Here is a 14,275-nt window from a genome sequence, read left to right on the forward strand (position 1 = left end):
AAAGCTGAAACGAAAAATCTATTTCGGCATCTCGTACATTTTCGGCAATGAATTCAACAATGCCGATTTTGGTTTAGAAGCAAATGTTTTAAAATCACTTGCATTTGATACAGAACCATTTGGGACATAATAGCCGTCTTTGGTATTATTCCAAAACAAAACATAACTTATGCAGTTAAATTCAAGATCAAATACTCTGTTGTCGTGTAAAACATTATATAAATTGGTAGAAAACCAATTGTTTATTGGAGGTGTGGTTGCTGTAACCTGATATCCTGTCTCAGTCAAAGCTGCGATTTTTACTCTAGTTCTGGCAGCAATAGATAACATTTTTAGTTTTGCGTTTGCTCTATTATATCCATCATTTCCACTGTTTAAATCACCATAATTATCCATTCCTAAAACGTCAACATATTTATCACCTGGATATCGAGTTAAATAATTTTCAATTGTTGAGTATGAATTATCAGGAGAAAAAGCATACAAAATGTTGTGAACGCCTTTCGTGTTTTTTAGATAATTGACTGTGAATTGATATGCTTTTTTATATTCGTCTGCAGTACAGTAATCAGCTCCCCACCAAAACCAGTTTCCGTCAAATTCATGAAAAGGTCTAAAGATTATCGGAATCAATTCTCCATTCGAACCTTTTAAATTCGAAATTACACTAGCGACTTTGTCAAGTTTCTTTTTGTACCATTCGTTGTTTGCTCCGCCTGGTAGGATACTTTTAAAAGCAGTCGATTTTTGATCTGCAGTCATATCGGCTGTATAGAAAGAATCTTCTTTGTAAGGTTCTCTCAAATGCCAGCTGAAAGTATTGATTATTCCTTTCGCGTAAGCGGCTTTAACATCCGAGACAATTTTTAGTTCTTGTTGATAAAACCAATTGTTCGATTGTTCGTTGTTATTTTTGTCGGTTATAAACATGAAATCCGAACCTAAAACGGCAGGATCAAAACCTGTATTTTTTTTAATGTCAGAGTCGCCTCCAGCGTCTTGGTAAAAACTGTTAAAAGCATCTTGCTGTCCAATAGCGGTTTTGGTTTCACCAAGTCTTTTTAAATTATAAAAAAGAGCCTGAGTTTCTTTTGTAGCGTTGGCATCGACCATATAAGTCAAAACATTTTGAGTGGTCAACGGATCGCTTTGCGTCGGCGGATCTACTATTACTTCGTCGGTTGAATCTTTATCTGAAGAACAACTTGCTAAAACTAAAATGCAGAAATTCAACAAAACGATTTTAAAAATGGATTTTTTCATTTTGGTTTATTTAGTTTCAGAATTCAATTTTGAAAACTCTTCTTCAGACAATGTTGTCATTTTTATATCATCAAAAAATACAGTACCATTCGTTTGTGCCAAAGCGAGCATTACTCTTATTTTCTTTGCATCATCAGGAACTTTTACTGCTTTTTTGTAATTCACCCAATCAGTTGTTCCTTTTGCTCTTGCAATTGTTTCTGTACCCACTTGTTTATCTGCACTGTTTGTAAATTCGATGATTACGGCAGCAGCTTTATACTCTTCTTTCTGATTTTCGATTCCTTCTGCTTTCATCCAAGCACTGCATTCTACTGCATACGTATTTTTGGCTAGCGAAACGGTTTGATCAAAAGCTCTCCATTCTGCACCCGTATACTGATTAATCAAAGCGCTGTTTTTTCCAGATTTTTTATCATAAGGAGAAAGCGCACCATTTTCCTGTCCGTTCCAATTGGTTAAGTCATATTCAAAACCTCCATTTTTTATAAGATTGGTTTGAGCATCTGTAATTATGGATGTCAGGAATAAACTAAAAAGAATAAAAAGTTTCATAGTGACTTTAAAATTAGAGTTAGAAATGAATAAAATTAATCTTGAATTCGCTGTATCAATTCAATACAAGCTCTTCCATTGTGATAGGGGCATTTCCAGAATCCGGCTTTGTCTTTTTTCATTATAGAATAGTCTTGGTAAACTCCCCAATACCATTCGCCATTTTGCTGGTCTATCATATATTTTTTTGTGAATTTCCAGATTTTAAAAACAATATCCAGATATTCTTCTTTTCCTGTTAATTGGTAAGCGTTGTAAAAGCCAATTAAAGCTTCGGCTTGTGGCCACCAATGTTTTTCGGTAATTAATTCGTTTTTTTCTGGATCAAATTCATACCACAAACCACCATCAGCATCTAAGCCTTCTTTTGTGGCTTCGGCAATCTGAATGGCATATTTTTTATAATTGGCAATCAAAGTCTGATCTTCTGAAATTTCGGCACATTGTTGTAAAAGCCAGGCCGCTTCTATATCATGTCCGTATGAAATAACATCTGGTTTTTCTTTCCAATTTTCATCAAAAAATAAACGTAAATGTCCCGTTTCGGTATTAATAAAATGCTGTTCGATTGTTTTTAATAATTCTAGAATGTCTTTTAGGAGTTTTTCGTCTTTCCATACTTTATATAAATTCACATAACCTTCAATAATATGAAGATGAGTGTTCATCGTTTTCTTTTCGTTGGCATCTTTTGCACTTAAACGCAAATCGTCTATTGGCTGCCAATCTCTGGTAAAAGCTTCAAAATAACCTTTATTAACCGTATCGTAACTATGTTCTTGAATTTTAGAATATAGATTTTTAGCTATTTCTAATGCTCTTTCGTTGTGCGAAATTGCATAATATTCAGATAATCCATAAATGGCGAAAGCCAATGCATAAATCTGATTTTTGGTGTCTTTTGGAGTTTTATCCTCATTAATACTCCAAAAAAGACCTCCAAATTGTGTGTCATAAAAAGAAGCTGCTAGAAATTCAAATGCTCTTTCTGCCAGTATTTTGTGGTTTTCGTTTTTCGTGGTTGTGTAACTGGCAGAGAACGTCCAAAGAATTCGGGCATTTAAAACCGAACCTTTTTCTGCATTTGAAATCAGATGATCATTAAAATCGATTTGTCCTACAAAACCGCCATTTTGATCATCAATAGTACGTTCTGACCAATATTTTAGGATAGAATCAAGTTCTGCGGTTAATTCCGATTTTAAAAGCTTTAATTGTAATGACACGATATTTTAAATTGCGTTATTTCTTTCGATTTGATTAATAATGGTTTGAACAGAACCTGCAGAAACAAAAGTATCAGCTGGAGTGTTGGTAACATAATCGACCAATTGGTCTACAGATGAAACTGCAACGTGCATACGTGTATCTGATGAAGCGTAATAAACGTAAACTGTTCCGTCTTCATCTTCAATCCATCCATTAGAAAATAAAACATTCGAAACGTCACCAACTCTTTCAATTCCTTCCGGGCCCATAAAATGACCTGCTGGAACGTGGGTTACTTTTGCAATATCATTTAAATCAGTCATAAACATATACAAAGTATAACGCAATCCTGCAGCAGTATTACGAACTCCATGTGCCAGATGCAGCCAACCTTTTGAGGTTTTAATTGGAGCAGGACCAAGGCCGTTTTTTAACTCATAAATAGTATGATATTGTTTTCCGAAAATGATTTTTTCTTCTTTTACAATTGGATTTTTCATGTCTTCAACATAACCTAAACCAATTCCGCCACCAGATCCTACATCAATAAAACCATCTTGCGGACGCGTGTATAAAGCATATTTTCCGTTTACAAATTCGGGATGTAAAACTACATTTCGCTGTTGTCCGGTGTTTGAAATTAAATCTGGAAGTCTTTCCCAGTTTATTAAATCTTTAGAACGTACAATTCCAGCATTGGCAACTGCTGAACTCGTGTCGCCTTTTGGTGCTTTTGGATCTTTTCTTTCTGTACAGAAAATGCCATAAACATAACCATCTTCGTGATGAATTAAACGCATATCGTACACATTTGTGTCTGGTTCGTCAGTTTGTGGAATTACACAAGGTGTGTCCCAGAATTTGAAATTGTCAATTCCGTTTGGACTTTCGGCAATTGCAAAAAAAGATTTTCGGTCAATTCCTTCTACACGAACGGCAAGTAAATATTTTCCATTCCATTTCATAGCGCCAGCATTAAAAGCGGCATTGATTCCAATTCTTTCTTGTAGAAAAGGATTCGTTGTTTCGTTAAAATCAAAACGCCAGTTTAAGGGAGCATGTTCTGCTGTTACAACAGGGTTTTCATATCGTTCGTAAATCCCGTTTCCAACTGTTTGTTTAGGTTTGTTTTTACGTTCAAGCAGTGTTTTATGTTCGTTTTCTAATGCTGTTTTTCTTTCCTGAAAAGTCAGCGAAGATGTTATTGTTGTCATATCAATTGATTTCTGTATCTGTAATTTTTAATGATTTTGATCTCTCTTTTCGTTTAAATCCTGTTCTATAATTTGTAATTTTTCTTCTGATAATGGATAAAATGCTATAAAAGCTACTGAGATTGCTGCTGCAATTGCAGGCAATATGCTTAACATTAATTGAATTCCGTTTTGAGCTGTTGCAGTCTGTTCAACATTAGCCTGAAAACCGTAATAACCTAAAAGCCATCCAGCTCCGGCGCCACCAATGGTCCATCCAAATTTTTGTGACATTGAAGAAGCTGAGAAAACCAATCCTGTAGCACGACGTCCTTGTTTCCATTCAGAATAATCGGCACTATCGGCATACATGGACCAGATCAATGGGAAGATACAACCTGCACAAATACTGATTAGAACCTGAAAAATCAGAATTAAGTAAATATCTTCTTTCCCAAACAAATAGAAAATGAGACTTAAAATTGCCGCTAAAGCCATAGCTCCAAAGAAAGTTTTCTTTTTACCAATTTTATTAGCAATTGGTGTTGCAATAATAACTCCGATGATATTGGCTGCTTGTCCTAAAACCAAATAGATTGATGTTGGTGTCATATGAAAATCACTTCCGAAAAGTGAAAAATCAAATTTGATTGCACTGCTTACATAATATTTGAAATAATAAACTGCAGCACCGTCGCGAATAGAGTTAAAAACCAAAGCTCCAATTCCGGCTCCAAGTAAAATCCACCAAGGTTTATTTTTTAGAAGATCTTTTAAGTCTTCTTTTAAATTGTTTTGTTCGTCTGCGATAGGTTTGATTCTTTCTTTGGTAAAAAAGAAACAAGCCCAGAAAAAGATGGTGGTAATAAATCCGAAAACGGCGATTGTTGCCAGCCAGCCCGTTTTAGAATTAAGGTTTCCTCCAAAATAATTTACCAAAGGTTCAATCAACCAAAGTGCTAAAAGACTTCCTCCGAAAGCAAAAACCATTCGATAAGATGAAAGTGTGTTTCTTTCTTTTCTATCAGAAGACATTACGCCTAAAAGAGACGCATAAGGAACATTGATTAAAGAATAAATCATCATCATTAATGAGTAAGTCACATAAGCATAAATGATTTTTCCTTTTTCGTCAAAATCAGGTGTGTAAAAGGTTAAAACTCCGATTATGGCAAAAGGTATAGCTACCCAAAGTAAATATGGTCTGAATTTTCCCCATTTGCTTTTGGTTCTGTCAGCCAGAATTCCAACAATTGGATCAAAACAGGAATCCCAGATTCGGGTAATTAAAAACATGGTTCCAACTATAGCAGGTGCCAATCCGAAAACATCGGTGTAAAAAAACAATAAATACATACTGAAAATTTTCCAGAACATAGAGGAAGCAGCATCTCCAAGTCCGTAACCGATTTTTTCTTTTAAGCTAATTTTGTCGTGCATTGGTTATTTTTTTTGAGGTTTTAGTTTTTAGTTTTAGTTATTTTAAAGCTTTTTTAATGTCTTTTTCAAATATAGTCTGATTCAGATTATAAAAATCGATAAAATCTTTTTCGCTTGCCTGTCCAGAAAACGGAACGTAATAATGCATTTTCTGTTCTTTTTCCTGCCAGCCATGATTTCTCCATAATAAGACATAAGAAATTTTGTAATCTCCAATTGCTTTTAATAAAGTTCCTGTCCACCATTTTGGATCTGGAACAGCCTCGTAACCTGCTTCTGCCAATGCCATTAATTTGTGTTTTTTAGCACTGATTTCATTTAATATTTTAAACTGATTCTGGACTTCACCAATAAATTTTTGTCCATCGGGATCATTATTGTTTTGATAACTGTCAAAACTTAACATATCTGCATAATTATCGCCTGGATAATTGGCTAAGTAATCTGCTTCATTTGTAAAACTGCCTGTATTGTAAACATATATTAAGTTGTGAACTCCTTTTTTCTGAAGATAATCAAAAGTGAATTTCCAAGCTGTTTTAAATTCTTCTGGTGTGCAATTGCCTTTTCCCCACCAAAACCATCCTCCAGTAAGTTCATGAAAGGGTCTGAATAGAATCGGAATGTTTTTTCCGTTTTTATCTTTTAAAGACAAGAAAAAAACAGCAGCTTTATCTAACCATGAAGTAAATTTCTTGTGGTTTTCTGCTCCAGGAAGAATAGTTTTTAACGAATTCGGAGTATTGTCCCAAGCATTTTTTCCTGTTGCCGGATTATCAAAATGCCAGCTTATGGTCGAAATTCCACCTCTTGAATTGGCTTCCATAATATATTGTTTCATTTTTGCAAAAGGAACTCCATCAATATTATTTGGACTATCATTTTCTAAACCTGCAATATCCCATCCGTAGATTGCTGGATAATCGCCAACAACGTCTTTTATATCACTTCTCCCGTTTTCATATTTCCATTTTACACCATAAGCCAAATCATCCTGATGTCCAAATAGAAAACCTTTATGCGATAAAGTGTTCAGATTTTTATAAAGTGTTTTTGTTTCTAAAGTTGCTTTTTGATCTGAAAGTGACAAATTTGTATTACTGGTCTTTTTCTGTGATTCACATGAAATACCAGATAAAACAGCTGTCAAAAGTATGATGAAATGTTTTTTCATTGTTGGATTATTGGTTGTTAATGTTGCTAAATGCTAAAGATACAATGATTTATGATTTTTAAATCTATTGATAATTCTGTTCGAAAATTCTTTAACGATTCGCATTGAAAATTATTAAAACTATAAAAAGATATTTAATTAAAAATGATTAATGTTTATTATTAAAGCTCTTTTTAAGGAATTGATAATTAATTTTTTCAAAGATAATTGTATGAATATCGTTTAATTAATATTATTTTATCAATTATATATCATATTATTGCAGTCAAAAAAGTGAACCATTCCTTTTCTGATACAATATTTTAATATGAGTACTACGAAAAATTTTTATAGAGAAATTGCGCCCCTTGCTGCAAGTGATAGTTTTTTGGTTTTTGACCGAGTAAAAGACAGCTTTGATTTTCCGGTTCATTATCATCCGGAATTTGAAATTAATTTTATTCTGAATGGAAAAGGAGTAAAGAGAGTTGTTGGAGATAATATTGAAGAAATTGATAGTGTTGAATTGGTTTTAATCGGTCCCAATTTATATCATGGATGGGAACTGAATAAATGTACCAGCAAAAAAATTCACGAAATAACCATTCAGTTTCATAATGATTTGTTTCATGAATCTTTGTTGTCAAGACGTATTATGAACCCAATTCGAGATATGTTTAACAGATCTATTCATGGTATTCTTTTTTCAAAAAAAACTGCCGAGGAATTGACTCCAAGGCTTGTAAGGCTTTCTAAATTAGATGGTATGGACTATTTTTTGGAAATTACTTCTTTATTATATGATCTGGCAAATTCTAGAAATCAGCGTTTGCTTTCAACTTATACTGTAGATTATGATACGTTTGATGATTATGATAAAATGAAATTGGTTTACGAATATGTTCAGAAACATTTTGCTGAAAAAATTACTTTGGAAGATGTGGCTAATGTTGCCAGTATGTCGATTATTTCGTTCAATCGATTTATTAAAAAACGAACTGGAAAGACGTTTGTGAATTATATCAATGATATCAGAATTGGTTATGCGGCTCGCTGGTTGGTAGAAAAAGATATGAGTGTTTCTGAAGTTGCTTTTAAATCTGGCTTTAATAATATTGCGAACTTCAACCGCAGTTTTAAAGCTACAAAAAACTGTACACCTAGTCAGTATCGTGAAGATTTTTCGGGATTGAAACGTATTTTGTAGTGATACTTTTTTATCACGAATAAATATTATTTTTAACGAAAACGTTTGCATTTAAGGTTTTTGTTGTTTTTTATGTATGTTTTGGGTTCTTTTAGAGGATTGTTATTGCGAATAATTCAATTTTTGCATTGTTTTATTTTTATATATGTTTTTTTAATCGGTTATAGTAAAAATATTATCATTAAATGATATAATATTATCGATTTGATAATTCTCTCTGTTATAGATTTGTTAAATAATTTAGAAGTAAAATTTACCAGGCCTTTTTACTTTTACGTTGAGCAATAAACGAATTTAAACTAACCAAACATTTATTATGAAAAAACTAATGACTAACCTCATTCATTGGAAGGCTGACCACAGAGCTGTTCCTTTGATATTATTTTTATTACTGACCAGTAATTTTATGATGGCTCAGGTAAAGGTTTCAGGAACTGTATCTGATGAGAAGGGATTGTCTATCCCTGGCGCAAACGTGTCGGTTGCAGGTTCTAAAGCAACGGTTTCTACTGATTTTGACGGAAAATATTCTATCGATGTTCCTTCAAATTCAACATTATCATTCTCTTTTATTGGGTTTACAACACAGAAGGTAGCTGTAGACGGTAGGAAAACAATTAATGTAATTTTAAAGTCAAATGCTGAAGATTTAAAAGATGTTGTTGTAATTGGATACGGTACTCAAAAACGAAAAGACGTAAACAGTGCCATTTCAAGTATCTCTGCAAAGGATATGGAGAATTTAAAAATGGCTTCTTTTGATCAGATGATGCAAGGAAAAGCCGCGGGGGTAGTCGTAAATAGTAACTCAGGCGAACCAGGAAGTAACGTGTCTGTTAGGATTCGTGGAGTTTCTTCTTTAACAGGAACTAACGAACCTTTGTATGTAATTGACGGTGTGCCAATTTCTGGTGATGCGAGAAACTCTTCAACATCTGGAAGAAATGCACAAGGAAATAGTAACTTCTCTAATAACGGAAATATCACTCAAAGTCCGTTGGCACTTATTAATCCAAATGATATCGAATCTATTGATATTTTAAAAGATGCTTCTGCTACTGCTATTTATGGTTCTCGTGGTGCAAATGGTGTTGTAATTGTTACGACAAAATCTGGAAAAAAAGGAACAGGAAAACTTTCTTTTGAAAACTCGTATACTATAAGTAATCTGCCTAAGAAATTGCATTCTATGAATTTGCAGGAATATGCAAGACATCAAAATGCTTTGGCTGATGTTTATGATCCGTTATCAAAACGTCCAGAATTTGCTCATCCGGAAGTTTTAGGAAAAGGTACAGATTGGCAGGATGCTATTTATGAAACAGGAATAATGACTAATAATCAGTTGTCTTTTTCAGGTGGGAAAGAAGGAATTAGTTATTATATTTCAGGAGGTGTTTTAAATCAGGAAGGTATTGTAATTGAATCAGGATTTAAGAGATACAACTTTAGATCGAATATTGATGCGAGAGTAAATAAATTTATAAAAGTAGGAGTAAACGTAAGTGGTGCAATTACGGATGAAAAATTAACACTAAATGGTCAATTTAATGGAGTTGTGGCTACATCTTTATTGGCAACTCCAGATGTTGCTGTGCGTGAATTGTCGGGAGCTTTTTCAGGGCCACCTTCAGGAGGTAATACTTCATTTGTAAATCCAGTTGCAACTTCATTATTAGGTTCTAATACTTTAGTGAGAAAAAATTATTCTGGAAACTTCTATACTAATATTGATATCGTAAAAGGCTTAGAATATCGTTTTGAAGCTGGTGGATATATCTACGATAACTTAGGACAAAGATTCGATCCGATGTATTCTTTAGGAAATGCGGTCAAAAATTTTGCTAATTTATTTTACAATCCATCTTCTGGAAATTCTTGGAACTTAAAAAATATGCTTACTTATCGTAACACAATCGGTAAACATAATTTTACACTTTTGGCTGTTCAAGAGTCAAACAGAGCACACTGGGAAGGATATTCTATTACTGCAGAAGGTTATACGGATAATAACAACAAAACGCTTTCTGGATCTGACTTGTCAAAAGCGGTAACTAGTGGTGTTTATGCTGGAACTCAAACTTTGGCTTCTTATTTAGGTAGAGCTGTTTATGATTATGCAGACAAATATGGAATTGCTGGTTCGATCAGAACAGATGGATCTTCAAAATTTTATACCGGAAATAAATGGGGTGTATTTAGCTCTGTAAGTGGTTCATGGAAACTTTCTAATGAATCTTTTATGGAAAGTACAAAGAAATATGTTGATAATATTAAAATAAGAGCAGGATGGGGACAAACAGGTAACAATCAGATCGGTAATAACTTGTATGAGTCTAATTTGCATGTAGTTAATAGTTCAATGGGGAATTCTTATTTACCATCAAATACTAAAAATGAAAAATTGAAATGGGAAACTCAGGATCAGACTAACTTAGGTTTAGACTTTACAATGTTTAATTCTAAACTGACTGCATCTGTAGATTTGTATCAAAAAGTTTCTAAAAATTTCTTGTATCAGGTTCCTTTGCCAAATTTCCTTTCTGGAGGTGGTGATTATGAGGGTGGCTTAAATCCTCCGTACTTTAATATTGGAAGTATGAAAAATAAAGGTATCGAGATTACACTTGGTTACACAGAAAAATTCTCAGATAACTTCACATGGAATTCAAGTTTGAATTTCACTAAGTACGAAAATAAAGTTACCAATATGCTTGGATTAAACATTGTGAAAACAATGAATACTCTTGCTTACAATACAGTAACGGTTTCCAGAACTATGGAAGGTTTGCCAATTGGTTCGTTTGTAGGTTATGAAGCAGTAGGTATTTACAGAACAGATGAAGACTTAACTAATTATGGTCACACTGATGCCAATGGTAATAAAGTGGTTCTGAAAAACGGAACAAACTCATTGATGCCAAATTTTGAAAAAGGAGATGTGATTTATAAAGATGTAAATAATGATGGTGTAATCGATCAGAATGACTTAAAAGTAATTGGAAATCCAAATCCAAAATTCACTTACGGATTTACCAATAACTTTAAATATAAAAATGTTGACTTATCCATTTTTGTTCAAGGAACTGCAGGAAACAAATTGATGAACCTGACTCGTATGTCTGGTACAATGAATAGTTTTCTAGGAACGAATTATTTAACAGAAGCTGCTGATTTTTATTCAGCTTCAAATCCTGGAGGAAGTTTGCCTAGACCTTCAAGTTATGATAACATCAATAATGCTGTGTCATCACGTTTCATTGAAGACGGTTCTTATTTAAGAGTACAGAATGTAACGTTAGGATATTCATTGCCATCTGATATGATTTCTAAATTAAAATTATCAAGATTGAGAATTTACGCTTCAGGACAAAATTTATTTACCTGGACAAAATACACAGGATATGATCCTGAGGTAGGTTCTTACAACCAGGATGCTTTATTGTCTGGTGTAGATAATGGTCGTTATCCGGTTCCGAGACAAATCACTTTTGGTTTTAATGTTGAATTTTAATACGAATTAATATGAAAAATATAATAAAAAGAAGCAGTGCGTTTGGTTTGACAATGTTGTTGTTGCTTTCGTCTTCTTGTTCACAGGATTTCTTAGATGTTCCTGCTGAAGCAACACCTACTATGGGAAATTATTATGACTCAGATGTAAAGCTTGATAATGCAACGAATGGTTTATATCATCTGGTTTGGTTTAATATGAATAAATCTGCGTTTTACGGAATTACCGATGTAATTTCAGGAAATATGTATGCAGATGTTTATAACGATTTTGGAAAATTTACAGATTTAAGTTTTACCAATTCGCAGAATTTTGTTTCAGATGCTTGGAGATCATGTTATGGTGCTATAGCAAATTCGAATGCTTATATTAATGATTTACCTATAAATGTTGGTCCTAATGTGAGCAAAGAGGCGTTGAATAATGCTTTGGGAGAATCTCATTTCATTAGAGCTTTCTCTTATTTTTTCTTGGTTAGATTATACGGTAATGTGCCAATTATTGAGAATAATAGTGACTATTCTTTAAATTTTGTGATTCCAAGTAATCCTGTTGAAGATGTTTACAAATTCATTGAAAACGATTTGAAGTTTGCAATCGCGAATTGTAGAACCAAAAATAGAGGTTCAGATTATGCGTCAAATGCACATATATCAAGCGGATCTGCAAAAGCATTTTTGGCTAAAGTATATTTATATGAGAAAAAATATGATTTGGCAAGAGCTTTGGCTCAGGAAGTTATTGATAGTGGTGAGTTTAAGCTTTTAGGAGGAGAAGCTTTACCAACAAAATCTTTTGCTGATTTATGGTTGCAAAAAAATAATAATAATGAGGAGTCTATTTTTTCATGGCAATGGAATGGTAACGGAACTTATTTTGATGGAAATTTTTCTAATACCTTATTTGCTCCTGAAAACAGATTGGTAGAAACTACTTATTCTGGTCAAATAGCGCCATCTCAGGATTTAATCAAAAATGTTTACGAGCAAAATGATAAAAGAAGAATAGAGACTTTTATGTTGCCTGGAGATTATTATCCAAATCTGACTTATGCTGAGACACTTGAAGTAAATGCTAAACTGATTCTGGGTTATACATTTGAACTTAAATACGAAGCTCAAAAATCTGGAGCTGGATTAAAAAAATATGTAATCGGAAAAGAAAATTTACCAATTACAGGTCCGTTTAATCCACAGTATAATGGAGAAAGCAGTATGAATAGTTATATGATGCGTTATGCAGAATTACTTTTGATTCATGCAGAGGCTATTTTAGGATCGCAAACTGGAAGTACTTCAGATCCGAGAGCTCTTGCTTCTTTTAACGCAGTTCGCAGAAGAGCGGGTGTTCCAGAAAAAACAGTTATTTCTTTTGATGATATTTTTAAAGAAAGACGTGCGGAATTGGCTTGTGAAGGAGATTATTATTTTGATTTAGGACGTTTGCCTTTTGCTAAAGCTAAAGCAATATTAGAAGCGCAAAACAGAGGAAATAGAGAGCAAGAAAAACATATTTCAATCTCGGCAACTAACCTTCTGTTACCTTATCCTGCAGACGATTTGATTAAGAATCCAAAACTAAAAGAAGTAGTACCGTATACTTTTAAATAATTTTTAAAAACAAAGACATGAAAAATATAAAAATTGTTTCGATAGTAGCATGTTTCACTCTGGTGCTATCTTTAATCTTTTTGGGTTCATGCTCCAATGATGATAGTGCATCGTCTGTTGGAGGTGCTCCTGTTATTGAATCTATATCGCCTTCTGGTTACGAAGCAGATGGGAGTGTTAAACCATTTAATCCGGTTACAATTGTGTATCCAAAAATGTATTATGTAATTCATGGTAAAGGTTTTTCGACAGCAACTAAGATTACGTTTAACGATTATGAAAGCTATTTCCGTCCAACATTTGTTACAGATACAGATATTGTGATCCAGATAGATGAAAATACACCTTATGCTAATGGTTCAAATCAATTAAAAGTTATTACACAAAGCGGGACAGCGGTTCTAGATGTTGTTATTGCTCCACCAGTACCTACTGTGTCTGGTTTTAATCCAGTGAATGCAACAGAAGGTCAGGAGATAACAATTAAAGGAAAGTATTTCCTGGACCCTATTGTTACACTTGCTAAAACTGCTACCAAAGATGCGGTTCCAGTAACTGTGGTTTCTTCTACCTTAGAACAAATTGTTGTAAAAGTTCCTGCCAATGCAGATTTAAGATATCTTACTGTGGCTAATATATCAGGAGAAACAAAATCGTCATATGTAATTGGAAGCGGAATATTTGATGATGTTTCGTACTACGGATTAGGTTTTCCTCCTGCTGGTAGTTTTACTTACGAAACCGATGCTACTGCAGAACAGGGTACAACTTACGTAGCTAAAAAGACAGATCCATGGGGATCTCTTGAGGGAAGTTGGGGATGGTATGATCAACTAACTCCTTTCTCGGGTATACGTGTGTCTATTAAGGCTAAAGCACCAGGAAAACTTGGTTTTATTTTTAATGGAAATTGGACCACTAATCCGCCAATACTTGATGTAACTACAGAATGGAAAACGTTTTATCTTCCTTGGTCAGTATTGTTAGGTACAGATCGTGTGCAGAATATTACATTTCAAAATAGAACTACAACTGCAGAAGGAGAAGGTAAAGAAAATACATTCTATGTTGATAATATTGGTCTGACTTTAAAAGAATAATTAGAATGCTTTGATATTAGTTAGTTTTAGA

Annotated in this window: 10 protein-coding genes; 4 read left to right on the forward strand and 6 right to left on the reverse strand. The window is 33.6% G+C overall.

Annotated features, from left to right (window positions below; translation table 11 throughout):
- Window positions 1–18: 18 nt before the first annotated feature.
- Genes NQQ59_RS15585 through NQQ59_RS15610 form a run of 6 tightly spaced genes read right to left on the reverse strand, consistent with a single transcriptional unit; the run spans window position 19 to window position 6,834 of the window.
- Window positions 19–1,263 (reverse strand): glycoside hydrolase family 26 protein, encoded by a 1,245-nt coding sequence (locus NQQ59_RS15585; RefSeq protein ID WP_144218421.1) that lies wholly within the window; start codon window positions 1,261–1,263, stop codon window positions 19–21.
- Window positions 1,264–1,269: 6 nt separating this feature from the next.
- Window positions 1,270–1,818, reverse strand: a complete 549-nt coding sequence (locus NQQ59_RS15590; protein WP_144218423.1) for a carbohydrate binding domain-containing protein — start codon at window positions 1,816–1,818, stop codon at window positions 1,270–1,272.
- 35 nt (window positions 1,819–1,853) lie between these two features.
- Window positions 1,854–3,044, reverse strand: coding sequence for an AGE family epimerase/isomerase (locus NQQ59_RS15595; protein ID WP_144218425.1), 1,191 nt, complete (start codon window positions 3,042–3,044; stop codon window positions 1,854–1,856).
- A 6-nt stretch (window positions 3,045–3,050) separates the two neighbouring features.
- Window positions 3,051–4,241, reverse strand: a complete 1,191-nt coding sequence (locus NQQ59_RS15600) for a glycoside hydrolase family 130 protein (protein WP_144218427.1) — start codon at window positions 4,239–4,241, stop codon at window positions 3,051–3,053.
- Window positions 4,242–4,268: 27 nt separating this feature from the next.
- Entirely contained in the window at window positions 4,269–5,660 is a 1,392-nt protein-coding gene (locus tag NQQ59_RS15605) for an MFS transporter (RefSeq protein ID WP_144218429.1), read from the reverse strand.
- Between the two features lie 37 nt (window positions 5,661–5,697).
- Window positions 5,698–6,834, reverse strand: coding sequence for a glycoside hydrolase family 26 protein (locus NQQ59_RS15610; protein WP_144218431.1), 1,137 nt, complete (start codon window positions 6,832–6,834; stop codon window positions 5,698–5,700).
- A 307-nt stretch (window positions 6,835–7,141) separates the two neighbouring features.
- On the opposite strand from NQQ59_RS15610, the gene NQQ59_RS15615 reads away from it, so the two are divergent.
- The 4 genes from NQQ59_RS15615 to NQQ59_RS15630 all read left to right on the forward strand — a co-directional run bounded on the left by NQQ59_RS15615 (window position 7,142) and on the right by NQQ59_RS15630 (window position 14,244).
- Complete coding sequence (locus tag NQQ59_RS15615) at window positions 7,142–8,020, forward strand: AraC family transcriptional regulator (RefSeq protein ID WP_144218433.1); 879 nt, start codon at window positions 7,142–7,144, stop codon at window positions 8,018–8,020.
- Between the two features lie 316 nt (window positions 8,021–8,336).
- On the forward strand, window positions 8,337–11,534 hold the full coding sequence (locus NQQ59_RS15620; RefSeq protein WP_144218435.1) for a SusC/RagA family TonB-linked outer membrane protein: 3,198 nt from the start codon (window positions 8,337–8,339) through the stop codon (window positions 11,532–11,534).
- An 11-nt stretch (window positions 11,535–11,545) separates the two neighbouring features.
- The gene (locus tag NQQ59_RS15625; RefSeq protein ID WP_144218437.1) at window positions 11,546–13,144 is read left to right on the forward strand and encodes a RagB/SusD family nutrient uptake outer membrane protein; all 1,599 of its coding nucleotides are present in this window, start codon (window positions 11,546–11,548) and stop codon (window positions 13,142–13,144) included.
- 17 nt (window positions 13,145–13,161) lie between these two features.
- Window positions 13,162–14,244, forward strand: a complete 1,083-nt coding sequence (locus tag NQQ59_RS15630; RefSeq protein WP_144218439.1) for a hypothetical protein — start codon at window positions 13,162–13,164, stop codon at window positions 14,242–14,244.
- The last annotated feature ends 31 nt before the right edge of the window (window positions 14,245–14,275 follow it).

Source organism: Flavobacterium panacis, assembly GCF_024649945.1.
In the GTDB taxonomy this organism is placed as follows: Bacteria; Bacteroidota; Bacteroidia; order Flavobacteriales; family Flavobacteriaceae; genus Flavobacterium; species Flavobacterium panacis.